Annotated in this window: 18 protein-coding genes; 7 read left to right on the top strand and 11 right to left on the bottom strand. The window is 71.4% G+C overall.

Features of this window, described 5'->3' with window-relative positions:
• The first annotated feature begins 89 nt into the window (after positions 1–89).
• Positions 90–299, top strand: coding sequence for a hypothetical protein (locus ACIQBL_RS11215; protein ID WP_401939498.1), 210 nt, complete (start codon positions 90–92; stop codon positions 297–299).
• 57 nt (positions 300–356) lie between these two features.
• Here the strand turns inward: ACIQBL_RS11215 and ACIQBL_RS11210 are convergent, their stop codons facing one another.
• The gene (locus tag ACIQBL_RS11210) at positions 357–1,022 is read right to left on the bottom strand and encodes a response regulator (protein ID WP_401939497.1); all 666 of its coding nucleotides are present in this window, start codon (positions 1,020–1,022) and stop codon (positions 357–359) included.
• Complete coding sequence (locus ACIQBL_RS11205) at positions 1,019–2,194, bottom strand: sensor histidine kinase (protein ID WP_401939494.1); 1,176 nt, start codon at positions 2,192–2,194, stop codon at positions 1,019–1,021. The genes ACIQBL_RS11210 and ACIQBL_RS11205 overlap by 4 nt, the downstream gene beginning before the upstream one ends.
• Before the next feature lie 207 nt (positions 2,195–2,401).
• Between ACIQBL_RS11205 and ACIQBL_RS11200 the strand changes: the two genes are divergently transcribed.
• On the top strand, positions 2,402–3,322 hold the full coding sequence (locus ACIQBL_RS11200) for an ABC transporter ATP-binding protein (RefSeq protein WP_401939492.1): 921 nt from the start codon (positions 2,402–2,404) through the stop codon (positions 3,320–3,322).
• The gene (locus tag ACIQBL_RS11195; protein ID WP_401939489.1) at positions 3,319–4,143 is read left to right on the top strand and encodes an ABC transporter permease; all 825 of its coding nucleotides are present in this window, start codon (positions 3,319–3,321) and stop codon (positions 4,141–4,143) included. Before ACIQBL_RS11200 ends, ACIQBL_RS11195 begins: the two co-directional genes overlap by 4 nt.
• 33 nt (positions 4,144–4,176) lie before the next feature.
• Here ACIQBL_RS11195 and ACIQBL_RS11190 read toward each other — a convergent pair whose 3' ends face one another.
• The 3 genes from ACIQBL_RS11190 to ACIQBL_RS11180 form a co-directional block, all read right to left on the bottom strand.
• Positions 4,177–4,608: an FtsX-like permease family protein gene (locus tag ACIQBL_RS11190; RefSeq protein WP_401939486.1), complete on the bottom strand. Its 432-nt coding sequence runs from the start codon at positions 4,606–4,608 to the stop codon at positions 4,177–4,179.
• A gap of 61 nt (positions 4,609–4,669) precedes the next feature.
• On the bottom strand, positions 4,670–6,268 hold the full coding sequence (locus tag ACIQBL_RS11185) for a cytochrome bc complex cytochrome b subunit (RefSeq protein WP_401940688.1): 1,599 nt from the start codon (positions 6,266–6,268) through the stop codon (positions 4,670–4,672).
• Between the two features lie 14 nt (positions 6,269–6,282).
• The gene (locus ACIQBL_RS11180) at positions 6,283–6,543 is read right to left on the bottom strand and encodes a WhiB family transcriptional regulator (protein WP_401939483.1); all 261 of its coding nucleotides are present in this window, start codon (positions 6,541–6,543) and stop codon (positions 6,283–6,285) included.
• Between the two features lie 186 nt (positions 6,544–6,729).
• On the opposite strand from ACIQBL_RS11180, the gene ACIQBL_RS11175 reads away from it, so the two are divergent.
• Positions 6,730–7,611 carry an RNA polymerase subunit sigma gene (locus ACIQBL_RS11175; protein WP_401939482.1) on the top strand — a complete coding sequence of 294 codons (882 nt, stop codon included), beginning with the start codon at positions 6,730–6,732 and terminating at the stop codon, positions 7,609–7,611.
• A 28-nt stretch (positions 7,612–7,639) separates the two neighbouring features.
• Here ACIQBL_RS11175 and ACIQBL_RS11170 read toward each other — a convergent pair whose 3' ends face one another.
• On the bottom strand, positions 7,640–8,575 hold the full coding sequence (locus ACIQBL_RS11170) for a sigma-70 family RNA polymerase sigma factor (protein ID WP_401939479.1): 936 nt from the start codon (positions 8,573–8,575) through the stop codon (positions 7,640–7,642).
• A 190-nt stretch (positions 8,576–8,765) separates the two neighbouring features.
• Between ACIQBL_RS11170 and ACIQBL_RS11165 the strand changes: the two genes are divergently transcribed.
• Positions 8,766–9,227 carry a hypothetical protein gene (locus ACIQBL_RS11165; RefSeq protein WP_401939477.1) on the top strand — a complete coding sequence of 154 codons (462 nt, stop codon included), beginning with the start codon at positions 8,766–8,768 and terminating at the stop codon, positions 9,225–9,227.
• A gap of 14 nt (positions 9,228–9,241) precedes the next feature.
• Here the strand turns inward: ACIQBL_RS11165 and ACIQBL_RS11160 are convergent, their stop codons facing one another.
• The 3 genes from ACIQBL_RS11160 to ACIQBL_RS11150 all read right to left on the bottom strand — a co-directional run bounded on the left by ACIQBL_RS11160 (position 9,242) and on the right by ACIQBL_RS11150 (position 11,539).
• Complete coding sequence (locus tag ACIQBL_RS11160; protein WP_401939475.1) at positions 9,242–9,583, bottom strand: hypothetical protein; 342 nt, start codon at positions 9,581–9,583, stop codon at positions 9,242–9,244.
• Between the two features lie 35 nt (positions 9,584–9,618).
• Entirely contained in the window at positions 9,619–10,974 is a 1,356-nt protein-coding gene (locus ACIQBL_RS11155; RefSeq protein ID WP_401939472.1) for an NAD(P)/FAD-dependent oxidoreductase, read from the bottom strand.
• A gap of 115 nt (positions 10,975–11,089) precedes the next feature.
• Positions 11,090–11,539 (bottom strand): SsgA family sporulation/cell division regulator, encoded by a 450-nt coding sequence (locus ACIQBL_RS11150; RefSeq protein WP_401939469.1) that lies wholly within the window; start codon positions 11,537–11,539, stop codon positions 11,090–11,092.
• Between the two features lie 254 nt (positions 11,540–11,793).
• On the opposite strand from ACIQBL_RS11150, the gene ACIQBL_RS11145 reads away from it, so the two are divergent.
• Positions 11,794–14,691, top strand: coding sequence for an AAA family ATPase (locus ACIQBL_RS11145; RefSeq protein WP_401939467.1), 2,898 nt, complete (start codon positions 11,794–11,796; stop codon positions 14,689–14,691).
• On the opposite strand, the gene ACIQBL_RS11140 is transcribed toward ACIQBL_RS11145, so the two are convergent.
• Together ACIQBL_RS11140 and ACIQBL_RS11135 are read right to left on the bottom strand one after the other, a co-directional pair.
• Entirely contained in the window at positions 14,688–17,498 is a 2,811-nt protein-coding gene (locus tag ACIQBL_RS11140; protein ID WP_401939464.1) for an AAA family ATPase, read from the bottom strand. The two genes, ACIQBL_RS11145 and ACIQBL_RS11140, sit on opposite strands and share 4 nt — an antisense overlap.
• A gap of 71 nt (positions 17,499–17,569) precedes the next feature.
• The gene (locus ACIQBL_RS11135) at positions 17,570–18,007 is read right to left on the bottom strand and encodes a cupin domain-containing protein (protein ID WP_401940686.1); all 438 of its coding nucleotides are present in this window, start codon (positions 18,005–18,007) and stop codon (positions 17,570–17,572) included.
• A gap of 328 nt (positions 18,008–18,335) precedes the next feature.
• On the opposite strand from ACIQBL_RS11135, the gene ACIQBL_RS11130 reads away from it, so the two are divergent.
• Entirely contained in the window at positions 18,336–19,325 is a 990-nt protein-coding gene (locus tag ACIQBL_RS11130; protein ID WP_401939462.1) for an ROK family glucokinase, read from the top strand.
• Positions 19,326–19,361 lie beyond the last annotated feature (36 nt).

Genomic DNA, 19,361 nt, shown 5'->3' with positions numbered 1-19,361 from the left:
TCGGAAACGGTTCGTCGCATTCCCGCGCAGGGCGATCGGCATGTGCCGTCTGCCGCCCAGGAGAACGCGGGGACAGCACAAGGAGCACGATGACCAGAATCCACGAGGGACACCCCGACATCGCGGTCACCGTCACGGCGCTGACCGCCGAAGCCGCCGCACTGCGGAGCCGCGTCACCGAACTGCGGCAGGAACTGGTGGACGTCAACGACCGTATGACCGCCCTCTCGACGTTGCTGCACCGGGACGCTCGCGGTGCCCGAGGCCCGAGCCCCGCCCGTGTGCGCAGCCGGCCGTGAACTGTCGTGTCCGTGGTGGGATCCGACCGGTCCCGTTCACCGCCGACGGGTGGTGTGTCAGCGGCTGCTCCTGGTGACGAGCCCCGTCTCGTAGGCGGTGATGACGAGTTGGACCCGGTCCCGGGCGCCCAGTTTGGTGAGCAGGCGTGACACGTGCGACTTGGCGGTGGCCACGGTGATGAAGAGGTCCTCGGCGATCTCGGTGTTCGACCGGCCGCGTCCGACCAGGGTCAGCACTTCCCGTTCCCGCTCGGTGATGCCCTCGACCGGCCGCGGGGCGCGCTCGGGGGCCGGCGCGGGGCGCCCGGCGAAGTCCGCGATCAGACGGCGTGTCACACCCGGCGCGATCAGTGCGTCGCCGGCGGCGACCACGCGGATCGCCGCGAGGATGTCGTCCAGCGCCATGTCCTTGACCAGGAAACCGCTCGCGCCGGCGCGGAGCGCGCCGTAGACGTGGTCGTCCTCGTCGAAGGTGGTCAGGACGAGCACGCGAGTGGTCGCCGGACCGGCCGTGATCAGGCGGGTGGCCTCGATCCCGTCCATGCCGGGCATCCGGATGTCCATGACCACGACGTCGGGGCTGGTGTCGGTCACCAGTTGGACGGCCTCGGCGCCGGTGGCGGCTTCGCCGACGACCTCAAGGTCGCTGTGATCGGCCATGAGGACGCGCAGGCCGGACCGCACCAACGGCTGGTCGTCGGCGAGCACCACCCGGACGGTCATCGGGCCTCCACCGGAACTCCGGCGGGTGCGGGCAGGGGCAGCCTGGCCGCCACCTTGAATCCGCCCTCGGGGCGCGGTCCGGCGGTGAGCCGGCCGCCCAGCAGGCCGACCCGTTCCCGCATCCCGATGAGGCCGAAGCCGTGGGCCGAGCCGTTCCCGGTGGCGCCGCGCCCGTCGTCGACGACTTCCACGGACAGTTCCTCGTCTCCGTAGTCGATGGCCACCCGGCAGCGCCCGGTGCCCGCGTGCCGGACCACGTTGGTCAGCGCCTCCTGCACGATGCGGTAGGCGGACAGGTCGATGTCGGCCGGCACAGGACGCGGCTCCCCGCTGCGGCACACGTCGACGCGTACCCCCGCGTCCGCGGTCGCCGCCGCCAGCCGTTCGACGTCCGCCAGTCCCGGCGAGGGGGCGAGCGGCGACTCCTGCGAGGTCGCCGCGCCCCGGTCGGCCTGACGCAGTGACACCAGCGTGCGCCGGAGGCCCGACAGGGTCTCTCTGCTGGTGGCCTCGATCGCGCGCAGGGCCTCGCGCGCCTCCGCCGGCTGGGTCCGGATGACCCGGCTGCCCACACCGGCCTGAATGGCGATGATGCCGATGCTGTGCGCGACCATGTCGTGCAACTCCCGTGCGATCCGCAGCCGTTCGGCGGTCACGGCCTCGGCCACCTCCTGTGCGCGCAGCGCCACCGCGTGCCCGCGGCGCTCGCGGATCAGCAGACCGGCCATGCAGGACGCGGCCAACGCCAGGAGGGCGATCACCTCGTTGACGGCCAGGCCGTCGCCGTGCGCGAAGACGCCGATCACCAGGAGTTGCACGGCGACGGAAACGGTCACGGCGACCATCGAGGCGCGCCGCACGCAGGTGGCGACGATGAACCCCAGCACGAGGTCCACCGCCAGATACGACAGGAACTCGCCCTGGTACGACGCCGCCGGACTCTCATGGCCGGAACGCGGCGGGCCCACCACCACGGCGGTGGATCCGAGGAGTGCCATGGCCAGCGCCGGCAGCGGCATCCGTCGCACCACGCCGGCGAGCAGGCTGACAGCCAGCAGCGCCCCGACTCCGTGGACCGTGCCCGACGCGCGCGGTGCGGCCCCCACCAGCAGAGCCACCACGACGAGGTAGGAGGCACCCCCCGCCCAGGCCACGGCCTTGGTTCTGGTCATCGGCGGCATTCCCTCCCGGGAACAGCACCGCGGTGCGCGAGGCGCGCGGGCAACGGAGTGATCGTCATAGGGTTCACGCCGCGAGACTAGGCGGCCACCGCCGACATGGCATCAGCCCGGGGACGTACGCCCACGGGCCAACGGGGCCGCAGGATTGCCGCCCACGGCCCCATGTCCGCGCAGAGCGCACTCGGCACTGTGGGTGCCGTGATCGAAGTCACCGAACTCACCAAGCGCTACGGCAGCAAGACGGCCGTCGACCATCTGTCCTTCACCGTGCGGCCGGGCCGGGTCACCGGATTCCTCGGCCCCAACGGAGCCGGCAAGTCCACCACCCTGCGGATGATCCTCGGCCTGGACGCGCCCACCAGCGGCGCCGCCACCGTCAGCGGCGTCCCCTTCCACCGCCACCCGCGCGGACTGCGGCACGTCGGTGCCCTCCTCGACGCCGGACAGACCCACGGCGGACGCACGGCCGCGGCCCACCTGTCCGCCCTGGCCCGCAGCAACGGCATCCCGCGGCGCCGGGTGGACGAGGTGCTTCAGGAGGTGGGGCTGACCGAGGTGGCCAACCACCGCATCGGCGGATTCTCCCTCGGCATGAAGCAACGCCTCGGCATCGCCACCGCCCTGCTCGGCGATCCGCCCGTGCTCATGTTCGACGAGCCGATCAACGGCATGGACCCGGAGGGCGTGCTCTGGGTACGCCGGCTCTTCCGGCGCCTGGCCGCCGAGGGGCGCACGGTCTTCCTCTCCAGCCACCTGATGTCGGAGATGGAGAACACCGCCGACCACCTGGTCGTCATCGGCCGGGGCCGCCTCATCGCCGCCGAGCCGCTACGGGACTTCGCGGCCCGCAGCACCCGTAGCACTGTCGTGGTGGGGACACCGCAGGCCGCCGAGCTGGCAGCGGTGCTGACAGCGGCGGGCGCCTCGGTCGAGCCGGAGGGCTCGGAGGGCGCCGAGAGGCTCGCCGTGACCGGGCTCCCGGCGGACCGGATCGGGGCGCTCGCCCTCGACAACCGCATCCGGCTGGACGAGCTGACCACCCGCACCGCCTCACTGGAGGCGGCCTTCATGGAACTCACCGCCGACAGCGTCGAATACCTGGCAGGACAGCCCCGATGACCACACTCGCCCCCGTCTCCCCGGCCACCGATGTCGCCGCGCCGCCCGCCCGCTTCCGGGACCTGCTCGCCTCCGAGTGGATCAAGACGCGGTCCCTGCGCTCCACCCCGTGGACGATCGGACTCACCTTCCTGTTCGTCCTCGGGTCCGCCGCCGTGGCCACGTCGGCGGACAAGGGCGCAGGCTCCGCCCCCGCTGACTTCCGGCCCTTCGACGCCTACCCGGCGGCCGGTTACTGGACGCTGATGCTCGTCGCCGGCAGCATGGGCGCGCTCACCGTCGTGAGCGAGTACAGCAGCGGGCTGATCCGCACCACCACCGTGGCCGTCCCCGCCCGCGGCTCCGTCGTGCTGGCCAAGGCGGCCGTCACCGCCGCGCTGTGGACCGCGGTCGGCACGGCCGCCTCCACCGGTTCCTTCCTGGTCTCCCAGGCCGTCCTGGACGGGCACCACGCCGGCGTTCCGATCACCCACCCCGGGGTGCTCCGAGCACTGGTGGCGTCCGCGTTGCTGGCTCCCGTCTGCGCCCTGGTCGGCCTGGGCCTCGGCGTTCTGCTCCGGCACGCCGCCGCGACCATGGTCACCAGCGTCTTCACCCTGCTGATGCTGCCCACCATGTTCTCGGAGAGCAACCGCTGGTCGGCGGACATCAAACACGCGCTGGTGTCGGCCGCCTGGAATCGCCTGGTCCAGGACTGGGGGCCGCAACCCGGATCCCTGGGCTACACCGCCACGGTCCCCGGCTGCTGGATCGTGTACACGCTCTGGCCGCTGATCACGATCGCACTCGCCGTGCTCGTCGTGAGACGCCGCGACGTGTGAGCGTGCCTCCAGGGGCGCGGGCTCCCGCCGCCCCTACTCGTATCGGAGGTTCGCCGGGTGCGAGGACCGCCACAAGGTGGGGAGCGTCAGCACGGTCACGGCGACGCCGGCGGCAGCCCCGATGCCGGCTGTCGCCAGCATGCTGCTCCAGTGGTAGACCGATGCCCTGCCGATGAGGCCGAGCAGCGCGTTGCCGAGGGCGGTTCCCACCACTCCTGCGACGAGTAGTCCCATGGCGACCGGCAACGCGGTCTGCCACAGGACCGAGCCGCAGAGGACGCGCCGTGGGGTGCCGAAGGTGACGAGTACGGCCAGGACGCGTTTACGGTCCCGGAGTTGTTCGAGCGCGCCGAGCAGCATACTCGCCGCGATCAGCAGCAGGACGGCGGTCACCCCGGCCGGCAGGTCCCGCCTGATCCCGTCGAGGGCCGTGTCGCCCTGGGCCGCGGTTCGAAGGGCCGACACCTGAAGCTTCTGCCGTGTGTACGTCTTGTTTTCGTGGGCCCCCGACCGCGGACCGGCTCGGTCATCGGTGGACTTCCTTGGCCGGTGTGTTCCTGTCCTTGTATTCCTGTGCCGTCGGTTTGGTGATCTGCGCCCTCTCGCCGTAAAGGCCCTCGCTGAGCCAGGCGCGGAGATATCGGGCGAGGCGGAACACCGCGTTCGGATGCGCCGCCGCGTCCGCGGTGCCGGGGGCGATCGGCCGGTACTGCACATGTTGGGTGAGAAGGTGGAGCTGTTCCTGGGCCAGTGGCTCGTGCACCTCGACGAATTCGCCGTCGGGCAGGCGCTTGACGATGCCGGTCTCGCGTCCGTGCAGGACCTTGTCGCGGTCGCCGCGCTGAAGTCCGAGCGCTATTCGCTTCGCTACGGAATAGGTCACCACAGGCACGACGAGGAGACCGATGCGGACGACCCAGGTCACCGACTCGACCGGGACATGGAGACGGACCGCGATGATGTCGTTCCCGGCACCGATCAGGGACACCAGATAGAAACTGAGCCACGCGACGCCGAGTGCCGTTCGCACAGGACGGTTGCGTGGTCGGTCCAGAAGGTTCTGCTCGCGCCTGTCACGGGTCACCCAGGACTCGATGAACGGATACACGCCCAGGGCGAGGAAGAAACCGACACCCGCGGTCAGCGGAATCAGGTTGTCGAGCGCCAGCGTATGCCCCCAGAAGGTGATCTCCCAGCCCGGCATCACCCGCAGCAGTCCGTCCGCCACGCCCATGTACCAGTCGGGCTGCGACCCGGCCGAGACCTGGTCGGCACGGTAAGGGCCGTACTGCCAGACGGGGTTGATCTGTGCGATCGCGGCGACGGCGAAGACGACACCGGTCACCAGCAGGAGATATCCGGCGGATTTGACGGCGCGTACCTTGGCCGGTACACCCACGACATTGTCGTTGGTGCGTCCGCGGCCCGGGTACTGGGTGTGCCCGTGATAGAGCATCAGGGCCAGGTGGGCGGTCAGCAGTCCCACCATGAGGGCCGGGATGATCAGTACATGGATGGTGTTGAAGCGCGCCACCAGGTCGTTGCCGGGGAACTCGCCTCCGAACAGGAACATCGACAGATACGTTCCGACGATCGGAATCGACAGAATCGTTCCGTTCACGACGGCGAGGCCGGTGCCGGAAAGCAGGTCGTCCGGGAGGTCGTATCCCGTGAGTCCCGCGAACATGGCGAGGACCAACAGCAGGAATCCGAAAAGCCAGTTGACTTCGCGGGGTTTGCGGAAGGCACCCGTGAAGAACACCCGCATCATGTGCGCGAGGACGGCGGAGACGAAGATCAGGGCCGCCCAGTGATGGGCCTGCCGGATCAGGAGACCGCCGCGGACGTCGAAGGACAGGTGCAGGGTGGAAGCGAACGCCTCCGACATCATCTGGCCGCGGAGTGGCACGTAACTGCCGTTGTACTGCACCTCCTTCATCGACGGATGGAAGGAGAAGGCCAGATACACGCCCGTGACGACGAGAACGACGAAACTGTAGAGGCAGATCTCCCCGAGCAGGAAAGACCAGTGGTCCGGAAAAGCCCTTCGTGCTTTGTCTCTGATCAGGCGGTGGACGCGAAGGCGTCCGTCGGCCCAATCGGCCACCCTCTCGCCCTTTCCCATGTCGCTGCCGCCCATCACAGCTCACTCGGGCAGGGTCGTGCGCGCCGGGTGTCGGGTCCGCGCATCTCACGCCGCTCCCATTCCGTTGTTCCGCCCCAGATTCCGTCCGCCTGTCCCACGTGCACGGCCCATTCGAGACACTGCTCCGCGACGGGACAACGGCCGCACACGGCCTTCGCTTCGTCGATCTGCCGAAGTGTGGGGCCGCTGTGGGATATGGGGAAGAAGAGCTCGGGATCTACGTGCAGGCAAGCTGCCCGTTCACGCCATCGCATGGCATGGTCACCTCGTTCGGCAGTCAAGGAAGAAGTGCGGTGCTGTTCAGTAAGACCGGGCAGCCGTCCTGTGTGTGACATGAGGTCGCGGCGAGCCCGTGTCACAGGATCCGGGAGTTCCCGGTCTTAACGGGTGAGCCGACGCCCCTGCCGTGTGCGGGGCCGCGCGAGCCAAGGGGAGGCCGTATGGACCAGGGCGATGCGGTGCCGATCGCCGAGCTGTGGGAAGAACGTCGGTTCCTGCTCGACGTCGCGCACTGGATGCTGGGTGACCCCGGTGCGGCCGAAGTCGTCGTCGACGAGGCCTATCAGCGGTGGTACGGGCTGTCCGACGCGGTGCGTCGGCAGGTCACCGTTCCCCGGTCCTGGCTGGCGAAGACCGTGGGCGGGATCTGCCTGGGCCGGCTCGCACTGTCCGGCAGGGGCGCGGCCCACCACGGAGAAGGGCACGGAGCACGGCCGTCGGAGGTGGAGGAGGAGGCCGGCCGGGTCGTGCTGAACGCGCTGGAGTCGCTGTCGACGGCCGAGCGCGCGGCGTTCGTGTTCCGCGCCTTCGGGATGACCCCCGACACGGTCGCCGACATCGTGGGCCGCACGGAGCCGGAGCTCGCCGAACTCGCCGAACGGGCCAGGCGGTGGCTGGAGTCGCAGCGCACCCGGTCCACGACGCCGCGACAGCACGACGCCGTCGTCCGCGCCGTGTGCCGTGCGTGTGTCACGGAGGACGGCGCACTGCTCACCTCGTTGCTGTGCCCGGACGTCACGGCGTTCTTCGACGGTGGCGGCAAGATTCGGGCTCTGACCGGACCGGTCCACGGCGGACGGCCGGTCGCCGACAGTCTGCTGACGCTCCTGGCCGGCCGCCCGCGCACGACCCTGGCCACCCATTCCGTCAACGGCCGCACCGGTCTCGTCGCCCGCTACGGCCGGCAGGTCGCCGCCGTCATCAGCCTCGATGTCGCGAACGACCGTGTCGCCCAGGTCTGGGTCATGCTCAACCCCGACAAACTGCGGTCCTGGAACCAGCCTCGTACAGGAGGGGGCGCCCGCCCCGACGAGAGCCCGTGACCGGGACGAGGAGGTCACGCCGTCGCCGTCACACACCGTCCGGCACGGCCCCGGGGGACAGCGCGAAACGCGCACGCGAATCGAGGAAGGCCGCGATCTTGCTCGGAGTGAACACCCACAGCACCTGGTGAATGCCGTACTTCGAGGCGGCGGCAGTCATGAAGGCGAGGGTCCGGCCGTCCCGGCGGACCACCACGCCCGTAGCGCCGTTGGCGTCCACAACCTCGGACTCCGTCTCACGCCAGAGCTGCCGATAGGCCGACAGCCTGGCCACTCGGACACGGCCCCGCACGGGTACCCGGGCACAGCCCCGCATGCCGTTGCCGTCGGAGAGGCTGACGGCGTCGGGTGTGAGCAGGGCCTCCAGCGAGGCCACGTCTCCCGTCCGGGCCGCTGAGACGAAGGCGTCCAGAAGGCGTCGGTGCTCGGCCGCGTCCACGCTCTCCCGCCGCTCGTCCAACAGGTGACGGCGAGCACGGCTGACGATCTTCCGCACATTGACGACGCTGAGTTCGAGCATGTCGGCGATCTCGGCGTAGGCGTAGTCGAACGCCTCGCGCAGCACATAGGCGGCGCGCTCGACGGGAGTCAGCCTCTCCAGCACCAGCAGCAGCGCCAGTTCCACCGCCTCCGCGCGCTGGGCCCCGACCTCGGGGTCCGCGCTGGTGTCGACGGGTTCCGGCAGCCACGGTCCGATGTACGTCTCCCGCCGCACCCGGGCCGACTGCGCGACGTTGATGGCCAGACGGGTCGTCGCACTCGAAAGGAAACCGACGGGATTGACCACCAGCGAGCGGTCGGTCTTCTGCCAGCGCAGCCACACCTCCTGGACCACGTCCTCGGCCTCGACGGCGCTGCCGAGAACCCGGTAGGCGATCCCGAAGAGCCGCCTGCGGTGGCGCACGAAGACGGCGACCGCCTCGTCGAGGTCGTCAGGTGTGGTGAGGGACGGTTCGACGTACATGATTCATTGGCCTCCGTTGCTCCGCTCCATCCATCCGCTGCATAGACCGCGGCCGACGGACGCCTGTGACAGAACCGGACGATGTTTTTCTCGGATCCGCGAAATCCCACTGTTCGACACACTGAGATGCGCTGTCTGACACTCGAAGCACTGCATAGGATGTCGACAAGGGATGAGGAGGGGAGAGTCCATGGTCTCCGCGAGCCGTACGGCACACAGCATCGAGGTCACCACCGAGGGTCTCCAGGAGGAACTCGTCCGGCTGCGGATCCAGAAGCAGGCGCTGGAGAGGGAGTTGGCCGCGGTCGTGGCCCATCTCGACTCGGTTCAGCGTGCCCTCGGTGCCCTGGCAGGCGTGCTGGCCGCCCCGGAAGCCGGTGTCCCGGCGGACGAACACGCCGTGCCCGCTGCCTCGCGGACGGACCGGGACGACGGCGCGCACAAGCGGTACGGCGGGCTCACCGAGCAGATCATGGCGTACTTCACCAAGGTCGGTGACGTCGACGTACGGGCCCGGGAGGTCGCGGCGGCGCTCGACCGTGACACCGACAGCGGAAGCATCAACGCGGTCCGCAGCACACTCGACCGCCTCGTCGCCTCCTCCCGCCTACAGCGCGCCGGCAGGGGCCTGTACCGCGTCGGGCGTTCCTAGCCGGCGCGGGGCGGTCAACGCGACGAGCCCAGGACCACCACGACACAGGCGATCAGCGCCAGGGTGATCAGCGTCATCGCGATGAGCGTTCCCCGCAGCCACTGCCGGATCCGGAGGTGGTGCTGCGCCTCCATCGCCTCGACGCGCTCGGCGATGTGATCGGTCACCATGCGGGCGACGTGCTTCTGCTCGTCGACGTACCACCGCTCGATGTCCCGTCGCTGCTCCGGGGTCAGCCCCTCCACGCGCGCGGTGAAGTGCGCCACGCGGCGATCCGCCGCTCCCAGATGAGCCTCCCGGTAGAGAAGGCCCTCGATGTCGGTCAGGCCGCGGGCGGCCTCCTCGCGTGCGTCCACGGCGTACCCCCAAGGGAAACGAGAACTCCACACGCTCATACAGGGCTGCCTTCCTTCGCACGGCCGGAACCCGGGCCCTGCGCCTCCCCGCCCGTGACGAAAGCGTCCCGCGGGTGCTGGACGGAGGCAAGGGACACGAGGTCCCGTCCCGTCACGGCAGCGGTGAGCCAGACCGCGAGGACACGGATCTTGCGCTCCCAACTGGGTACCGCCAGCACGTGGTAGCCCCGGTGCATCAGCCATGCCGGGAACCCCTTGATGACGATGCCCTTGTACTGGAAGACGCCCCGCCCAAGACCCAGCGTCGCCACCACGCCCAGGCTGCTGTGGCGGTAGTTCCGGACCCGCCTGCCGCGCAGGTCGGCCACGAGGTTCTTGGCGAGGCGTCTGCCCTGCCGCACGGCGTGCTGGGCGTTCGGTACCGTGCGCGCGCCCGGCACCGGGGAGGCCAGGTCGGGAACGGACGCGTCGTCCCCGGCCGCCCACACGTCCGCGACCGGTTCGCTGTCGGTGCCCACGCGCAGATCGGGGCGCACCAGCAGCAGACCACGCTCGTCGACCGGCAGGTCGGTGTGGTTGTGCACGACCGGGTTCGACGCGTTCCCGGCGGCCCAGACGATCAGCGCGGAGTCGTACTCCGTGCCGTCGGAGAGGACGACGTGGCCGTCCTCCGCGGACAGCAGTTGCGTGGTGAGGTGGACATGGGCGCCGCGGCGTTCCAGGTGGCGCACCACCCAGGCGCCCGGCCCGTCGCTCACCTCGGGCAGGATGCGGCCCCGGGCCTCGACCAGGTGGAAGGACAGGTCGTCGACGGCCAGCTCCGGATAGGACTTGAGCATCGCGGTCGCCAGCGACAGCAGTTCGCCGAAGCCCTCGACACCGGAGAACCCGCCGCCCACGAAGGTGACGCCGAGCAGCTTTCGCCGCTCGGGACCGGGTGGCAGCGACGCGGCCTGGTCGAACGCGGTCATCAGCCGGTCCCGGATCGCCACGGCCTCCTCCACGTGCTTGAGGCCGATGGCCTGCTGCGCCAGTCCGGGGATGGGGAAGGTACGGGTCACGGCGCCGGCGGTGACCACGAGGATGTCGTAGCGCAGCTCGTAGGCCTCGCCGCGCACCGGGCGGACGGTCACCGTACGGTCCGCGTCACGGATCTCGGTCACCGTCCCCGCGATCAGCCGGGTACGGCCCAGATGCCTGCGCAGTGAGACGACGGCGTGACGCGCCTCCACCGACCCGGCCGCCACCTCGGGCAGGAAGGGCTGATAGGTCATGTACGGACGCGGGTCGACGACCGTGACCTGCGCCTCGCCCGGACGCAGCCTCTTCTGCAGGCCCCATGCGGTGTAGAAGCCCGCGTAGCCGCCGCCGACGATCAGAATCTGTCGCATGATTCCCTCTGCTTTGTTGTCCGTCACCCCATAGACCGCGCGGGCCGCGCCGATGTGACACGCGGGGGTGGCTCGGTTCGCGTTCCCGCGCCGGTGCGTCCGGCTCGGACGGTCGCTATCGAAGTGACTCACCGGGGTCGTTCAGGAGCTGGTGGACGGCCGCGTCGACGTCCAGATGGCATTCCTCGGTACCGGCGGGCACCATCGCGAGGGTCCGTCGCAGGAAGGCATCCAGGGCTCGCGCCGGGACGGTCACCACGACCGCCTCCTGCCTGGGGCACGGGCAGAGCGCGATGTGCACCCTGCCCGCCCACGGGTGCCGGGAGGGCCAGACCTGAATGTCGCCGACGCCGACGAGCTTCTCCAGCCCGTCCAGCAGGAGTTCGCGGCCGACCACCCAACGCACGGTCGCATCGGTGTACAGGTGGAACGTCAGGGACACCGCGTAGGGATCGGCTCTGTCGTAGGACAGGTCGAGCATCACGGGCCTGTCCACTCCTTCGGCGACGACCAGGCGGACACGCATCCGGCACATCATCAGAGTGAAGCTGTCGGGTTCTCTCATCACATCACCGCTCGGTAAACCGGTGGGATCAAGGGGTTTCGGACGGCACACGGTGTGCTGCGTCGTGTGCCTGATCGTGTGATTCGGGCACATCACGATTCTGCGAGACCTCGTAGGCTCGCGCCATCAGTCAAACGACCCCCGAGTCGCCGCGCAGTCACGTTACTGATGTTTGTCCCGGTGAGCCGGGTGCACGGTGAGCCCCAGCCTCCTCGCCGTGCGGCGGGAAGGACGGTGCAACGTACGGAGTACCCATGTCACCAGGCGCGCGCGTCGAACCGCTGCCCCCCGCCCCTGCCGGACACCTGCCCTCACGACGGCCACGCCACCGCCCGGCACCGGCACCGCACAGGGCCGTACCCGAACCGTCGAGTGACACCGTGTGGTGGGACGCGGACGGCGGCCCGCCCCCTGAGGTGGTGGGCCGCGCCCGGCAACTCCAGGAGATCAGGGCACTGCTCGGTCCGGTCACGGCCGCGGGCCGTCCCCTGCTGCTCTCCGGGGAGCCGGGGGTGGGCAAGAGCGTCCTGCTCGGCGAGGTCGCCAGGGCCATGTCCGGGGCTGGTGCCCATGTCCTGTCCGCCGTCGGCGTCCGGTTCGAGGCCGAACTCGCCTACGCCGGTCTCCACCAGCTCCTGTCGCCGCTGAACGACCGGTTCGCGCGGATGGAAGACACTCATCGGAAGGTTCTGCGCAGTGCGCTGGGCTACGGCGGTGCTCCGGTGCCCGACGGGACGCACGTCGCCGACTCGGTGCTCTTCCTGCTGCGTCAACTGGCAACCGAAAAGCCTGTGTTCCTCGTCGTGGACGACCTCACCTGGCTCGACCTGGCCAGTTCGGCGGTGCTGGGCTTCGTCGCCCGGCGGCCGGCGGGCAGCCGTATCGGATTCCTGGCCGCCTCCAGGTCGGGAGCCGAGACCTTCTTCGAGGGAGCCGGTCTCGCCCGGTACGAGGTGCCGCCGCTGGATCGCGACGCGGCCGTGGAACTGCTCGGAGCCCGCTTCCCGGGGCTGGCCGCACCGGTACGCGACCGTGTCCTGGCTCAGGCGCAGGGCAATCCGCTGGCGCTCGTGGAACTGCCCGTCGCGCTGAGCGGCCCGCAATGCGGCGCGCCGGCCGATCCGCCCGACGTACTGCCCCTGTCCCCACGCGTCCGGAGCCTCCACGCTTCGCGCGTGGCCGGCCTCCCGGCCGCGTCGCGCCGGCTCCTGCTGCTCCTCGCCCTCGACGACACCGGGGATCCGGGTGTCCTCCGCGCCGGGTCGGAGGACCCCAAGGCGCTGGCGGCGCTGGCGGCGGCGGAACCGGACCGCCTGATCACCGTCGACGGCGCGAACCGCCGGGTCTCCTTCCGCCATCCGCTCATGAAGGCCGCGGTCATCGGGACCAGCACCCTGACCGAGCGCTGCCAGGCTCATCGCGCGCTCGCCGACATGCGCGCGGACACACCCGAACGGCGGGCCTGGCACCTGGGCCGGGCAACCCTCGTTCCCGACGAGCGTGTCGCCGCACTGCTGGAGGAGGCCGGGCGGCGTGCCGCCCGCCGGGGTGACGCCACGGCAGCGGTCGCGACCTTCACCAGGGCCGCCGAGCTGAGCCCCCGTCCCGCGGACCGAGGACGCCGGCTGGCCCGGGCCGCCCACCTCGGTGCCGACGCGGCCGGTGACCTGCGCGCGGCGTCGGACCTCCTGGACCGAGCCCGGCGCGCGGACCTCACCGGGTCTCCGCTCGCCGCCGCCACGGCGGCGCTGCTCCTGCTCAACGGTGGTGACGGCGACCTCGACATGGCCCATCGCGTCCTGGTGGAGGCCATCGAGACCGGCGCCCACGGATACGACGCCGGGGACGAAGCCCTCGTCGAGGCACTGCACGTCCTGCTGCTGGTGTGCTGGGCCGGCGGTCGGGACGACCTGTGGGAACCCTTCCACGCCGCGCTCGACCGTCTGAAGCCGGCCCCTCCGGCGCTGCTCTCCGCCTGCGTCCGGATGCTGGCGGACCCGGCCCGCACCGGCTCGACCGGCCGTCGGGAACTCGACTCGGTCCTCGCCCGCATCCGGAACGAGGAGGACCCGGGACGGATCGTCCGCGCCGGTACGTTCTCCGTCCACCCCGACCGGCTCGCGGAGCTGCGGAACGTCTCCTGGCGTGTGATCCGGCAGGGACGCGGGGGCGGTCACGTCCGCCGGCACCTCGACGCGCTCATGCACCTGTGCGGACAGGACTTCCCGGGCGGCCGGTGGGAGGAGGCCGCAACCCTGGCCGCCGAGGGCCTGAGGATCTGCGAGGAGCGCCAATACCCCTTCTTCTCCTGGTACTTCGCGTACCACCAGGCCCTGCTCGCCGCCGTCCGCGGGCATGCCGAGGAGAGCCGGAGCCTGGCCGACCGGATCACCCACTGGGCTGTGCCTCGCGGGGCCTTGGGCGCGGTGGCCCTCGCCGACCACGCCCGCGTCCTCGCCGAACTCGGTACGGGCGACTACGAGAGCGCGTACCGCCACGCCGTGGCGATCAGTCCCGCCGGTCGACTCGCGCCGTACGCCCTGTCGTGCTGCATGGACCTCGTGGAGGCGGCGCTGCGCACCCGGCGTACCGCTGAGGCGGAGGCACACGTGAGCGCCATGCGGGAGGCCGGACTGGCGGCGCTCTCCCCGCGACTGGCGCTGCTGGTGGCCGGCTCTGCCGCGCTCGTCGCGCCCGAGGACCGCGCCGTCGGCTTCTTCGAGGAGGCCCTCGCCGTTCCCGGTGCCGAGCGCTGGCCCTTCGATCTCGCCCGGATACGGCTGGCCTACGGGGAGCGGCTGCGGCGTATGCGCTTCGTCACCGAGGCCCGGGCCCAACTCGTCGCGGCGGCCGAGGTGTTCGAGCGCCTGGGCGCCCGGCCGTGGGCGGACCGGACGGCGGCCGAACTGCGCGCCACCCGCCGGTCCCGGACCGGGGCCACGCACGGTTCCGTGACGCTCACCGCACAGGAACAGGAGATCGCCGCACTCGCGGCGTCCGGGATGACCAACAAGCAGATCGGCGAACGGCTCCACCTCTCGCCCCGAACCGTGGGTACGCACCTGTACCAGCTGTTCCCGAAACTCGGCATCGCCTCACGTGCGGCACTCAGGGACGCGCTCGCGTCCCTTTCCCCCGGCGCCGCGTTCTAAGACTGCGGCGAAGGGGGAGACCCCTGTGTTCCGGGCCGGCCCGGCGGCAGTGCGGCGAGGGCCTCGCCGAGCGTGACACGGGAGGTGACGCCGAGCTTCGGGAAGATCCGGTGCAGGTGGGCCCCCACGGTTCGGTGGGAGAGGAACAGACGTTCACCGATCTGCTTGTTGGTCATCCCGGAAGCCGCCAGTGCGGCGATCCGGTGTTCCTGCTCCGTCAGCTGGACGGCCCCCAGGTCCTGGTGCGCCCGGGTGGCGGCACGGCCGGTGGCACGCAGTTCCTCGGCCGCCCGCGCCACCCAGGGGGCGGCCCCGAGACGGCGGAAGGCCTTGAGGGCGGCGGCGAGGTGCACCCGGGCGTCCTTGGCGGCCCGTGCACGACGCAGGTGTTCCCCGTAGGCCAGGCGGACCCGGGCCAGGTCGAAGGGCCAGCGCTCCGCCCCGGGAACGGCGAGGGCCTCCTCGAAGAAGCCGGCCGCGCGGTCCTCGGGGGCGGCGAGCGCGGCCGAGCCTGCGGTGACGAGTGCCAGCCGGCTGGAGATGCCGGGCAGGCCCGCCCGCCGCATCGCGGCGACATGGGCGAGCGCCTCGGCCCGGCGCCCGCTGCGGACGGCGGCTTCCACGAGGTCCATCGGAACCCACAGGGCCAACGGGGCATGGGGGGCCAGCACGCCCGAAGGGCTGATCGCCGATGCGTGGCGGTAGGCCGCCTCGTGGTCACCGCGTCCCAGGGCGGACAGTGCCGTCATGTGCCGTGCGAAGTGCTCGATGGTCCGAGCGCCGCGAGGCACCGCCCACTCCGTGATACCCCGCGCCAGTTCCCGCACCGTGCCGTCGTCGCCGTGCGCCGCGGCGAGCAGGCCCCGGGCCCGGTGGAACTGCTGGGCCAGCAGCCCGTAGCCGTGGGCCTCGCACAGCGCCAGACCCTCCGCGGCGAGACGCCCGCACTCGTCCCACCGACCCGTCATGAAGTCGTCCAGGCACAGCACGACCAGCGCGATGAGGGCCGAGGTGACGGCGCCGCCTTCGCGCCCGTCGTCGACGACGGGCCAGAGAGCGGCGCGGCACCCCGTCGCCCGGTCCACGAAGAGTGCCGCCATCGCGATCCGTTCGACGCGGCTCGGGTCCGCTTGCAGATGCAGGTCGTGGATCACCGCATCGAGCAGGGCGAGGGAGGCCGCGGAGGAGCGTGCCGGGTCGGCGTAGACATCGCCGAGCAGTTCCTGGAGGGGAGGCATCGGCACGGTCAGCTGGGACATCGCCGCGTGATAGGCGGCCCAGAGCTCCGGTCTGCCCGCGCACAGACACACCCTGCGCAGGGTGCACAGCGCCTCGAAGAGCGACTCGTCGTCACCGTCGGACCTGCCGTCGCGGGTCGTGATCGCACCGACGAGCAGCCGGTGCGCGGTGTTGACGTCACCGTCGCGGTTGAGCAGCACGTGGGACGCGGCGGCAGCCGCCCGCAGGGATCCCCTGAGTTCGGGGTCGGCGCGCCGGGCTTCCACGAGCAGTTCCGCCGCCGTGCGCAACTCTCCGGCGACGTCCGCGCCCACGAAGGCCGCTTCGGCCAGCCGCCTGCTGCGGTCCACGGGGCCGGGAGTGAGGTCGGCGGCCCGTACCAGCGCGTTGAACGCGCCGACGGCGTCGCCGCGCCGACGGACCCGATGGGCGGTGTGTTCCAGGAGTGCCGCGACCCGCTCGTCCGGGGCGGGTGTGGCCTCGGCCAGGTGCCACGCCCGGCGGTCGGGCTGATCGGTCAGGGCCTTGGCCAAGGCGTGGTGGGCTGCCAGGCGTTGACGGCCGGTCGAGCCCGACACGATCGTCGCGCGGATCAGCGGATGACGGAAGGACACCTGCCCCAGGCCGCGGTGTTCGACCCGCAGCAGCTCCGCCCGCTCGGCCGGGGCGAGCAGGGACAGCACGTCCTCGCCGGGGGCGGCGGCCCGCAGGACCGGCAGGTCGCCGCTGTCCTCCAGCGCGGCCAGCAGCAGCAGTCGGCGGGTGGGTTCAGGCATCTCCGCGACCCGGGAGGCGTACAGGGTCTGCAGCCGACGGCTGAGCGGGAGCACCTCGGACAGCACCACTCCGGCGCTGCCTCGCGAGTCGTCGAGAGCGGCCGGCAGTTCCAGCAGGGCCAGCGGATTGCCCTGGGCCTGTGCGAGGACCCGCCGCAGCTCCCGCCCGGCGAGCAGCGGGAACCGGGCGCCGACCAGGCCTGCCGAGGCCGTGTCGTCCAGCGGCGACACGATGAGTTCGGGAAGTCCCGAACGTTCGAAGAAGCTCTCGTACCCCGGCCGTGAGGCGGCGAGGAGGCCGACCCGGCTCCCGGTCAGCCGCCGGGCGACGAACGCGAGCGCCGCGGCGCTGGCCCGGTCGACCCAGTGCAGATCGTCGACGACGAGCAGGACCGGGCGGGTGCTCGCGACCCGGCGGAGCAGCGCCACCACGGCCCCGTAGACGACCAGCCGATCCACCGGTGCACCGTCGCCCGTGCCCAGGGCGACGGTCAGGGCCTCGCGGTGCGCCGGGTCGAGCCCGGCGCACGCGGGCAGCAGCGGTTCGAGGACGTGGTTCAGCCCGGAGAAGCTCAGATCCACGAGGAACTCGACCCCGGCGGAGCGCAGCACCAGCGCACCCGCCGCGGTCGCCGTCTCCGCCGCGGCGTCCAGGAGAACGGACTTGCCGACGCCCGGCTCCCCGGACAGCAGCAGCACCCCACCGCCGCCGAGCACCTGGTCGACGTACGACCCCAGCAGTTCGAGCTCCCGGTCGCGTCCCACCAGCCCCTCGGCCGTGCTACGCGGCATCGACCCGGCACCGGACACAGCGGCCCCCTTCGAGAACTGACGTGATGAACTCCCCGCCTCCCGGCCCTGGTTCAGCCGGCGGACGGCCGCGGGGCGCGCAGGTGGGCCCGCTTCTCCAGCTCGTTCTCGTCGACCAGCGTGAGCATCGGCAGGCCGGGCGCGCCCAGCATGACGACGACGTACTGGGCCGGCGTGTCCGACGAGGCGTTGCCGTTCTGGTAGTGGATCACTTCACCGCCCGGTTCCCAGAACGTCTCACCGGCCCTGATCACGCGCTCGGGTTCGCCTTCGAGTTCCCACCGGACGGCGCCTTCGGTGACGTAGCCGAAGCACGGCCCCGAGTGCCGGTGCGGTGGCGTCCCGGGGTGACCCGGCGGCCACTCGACCAGCACTGTCATCGCCGCAGCGCCCTCCGGTACGAAGGGCGGCCTGACGTCCGCCAGCATCCTGGGGCCGGTCCCTTCCTGGCCCCCGTGCCCGCCGTGTCCATCCGTTGATCCGGTCTCCAACACCGTGTCACACCTCCGTCGATCCAACGTGCTTCACGGGAGAAGACCGGGCACGGCCCGCATGTGTGACACGACGGGTGGACGACGTCCAGGACGCAGTCGAATGACTGAAGCGACTCGCCCCCGGATCAAGGAGGCTGGAGCAGTCCCCGGGCCGGCGGCGAACCGTCGCTTCCGGGGTGCCGAAGCCACCGTGCCCGGTATTCCGGATGCCGGTGAGCCGACTCCGCGCCGCGTTCACACGGCATCACCACGTTAGGGATCACACTATGTTTCGACACGCGTTTGGGAACGCGCACCGTCGGTCCGATCGTGCGGGCGGTGCCGCATGACCGAACAGAACGGCGGTCTGACCATCGGCGTCGACCTCGGCGGCACGAAGATCGCCGCAGGGGTGGTCGACCCCGGCGGAGAGGTCGTCGCCCGGGTACGCGTCCCCACCCCGCACGACCCGGACCGGATCGCCGAGGTGATCGCCGAGGCGGTCCAGCGGATCCGCGGGAACTGGGACGACATCCGGGCGATCGGCGTCGGAGCCGCCGGGTACGTGGACGCGGACCGCTCGACGGTGCGCTTCGCGCCCAACCTCGGCTGGCACGACAAGGCGATCCGGGACATCGTCCAGGAAGCCACCGGACTGCCGGTCGTCGTCGAGAACGACGCGAACGCCGCCGCATGGGGCGAGTTCATCCACGGAGCCGGTGCCGGGCACGACGACATGCTGATGGTCATGGCGGGCACCGGCCTGGGCGGAGGCATCATCAGCAGAGGCCGGCTCTTCCGCGGTCGCTTCGGCATGGCCGGCGAGATCGGCCACTACCGTGCCGTCCCCGACGGGCTCCCGTGCCCCTGCGGTCAGCACGGCTGCATGGAGCAGTACGCCAGCGGAGCGGCCCACACCCGCCGCGCCCGCGAGATGGCGGCCGGCGATCCGGCACGCGCCGCGGCGGTGCTCGCGCTGGGCGACGGCACCCCTTCCGGCGTCGAGGGGCACCATGTGACCAAGGCGGCCCTCGGCGGCGACCCCTTCTCCCTGGAGGTGTTCGCGCGGTCGGGCCGCTGGCTGGGCCAGGTCCTCGCCGACCTCGCGTCCGTCCTCGACCCGTCCGTCCTCGTCATCGGCGGCGGCCTCGGCGACACCGGCGAACTGATCAGGCGTCCGGCCGAGATCTCCTACCGCCGGGCCCTGGGCGGCGGCGAGCACCGCGTCTACGCCGAGGTCCGCACCGCCACCGTCGGATCGGACGCAGGCATCGTCGGCGCGGCCAATCTCGCCCGCCTCCACGAACTGCTCTCGTCCCCGGCAGCCCGTCTCTGACCTGCGGCGCACACGCCGACGGGCCCGAAGAGCGGT

It is taken from the genome of Streptomyces sp. NPDC088350 (assembly GCF_044753545.1).
Taxonomy (GTDB): Bacteria; Actinomycetota; Actinomycetes; order Streptomycetales; family Streptomycetaceae; genus Streptomyces.
This window is presented reverse-complemented; position numbering and strand designations above follow the sequence as displayed.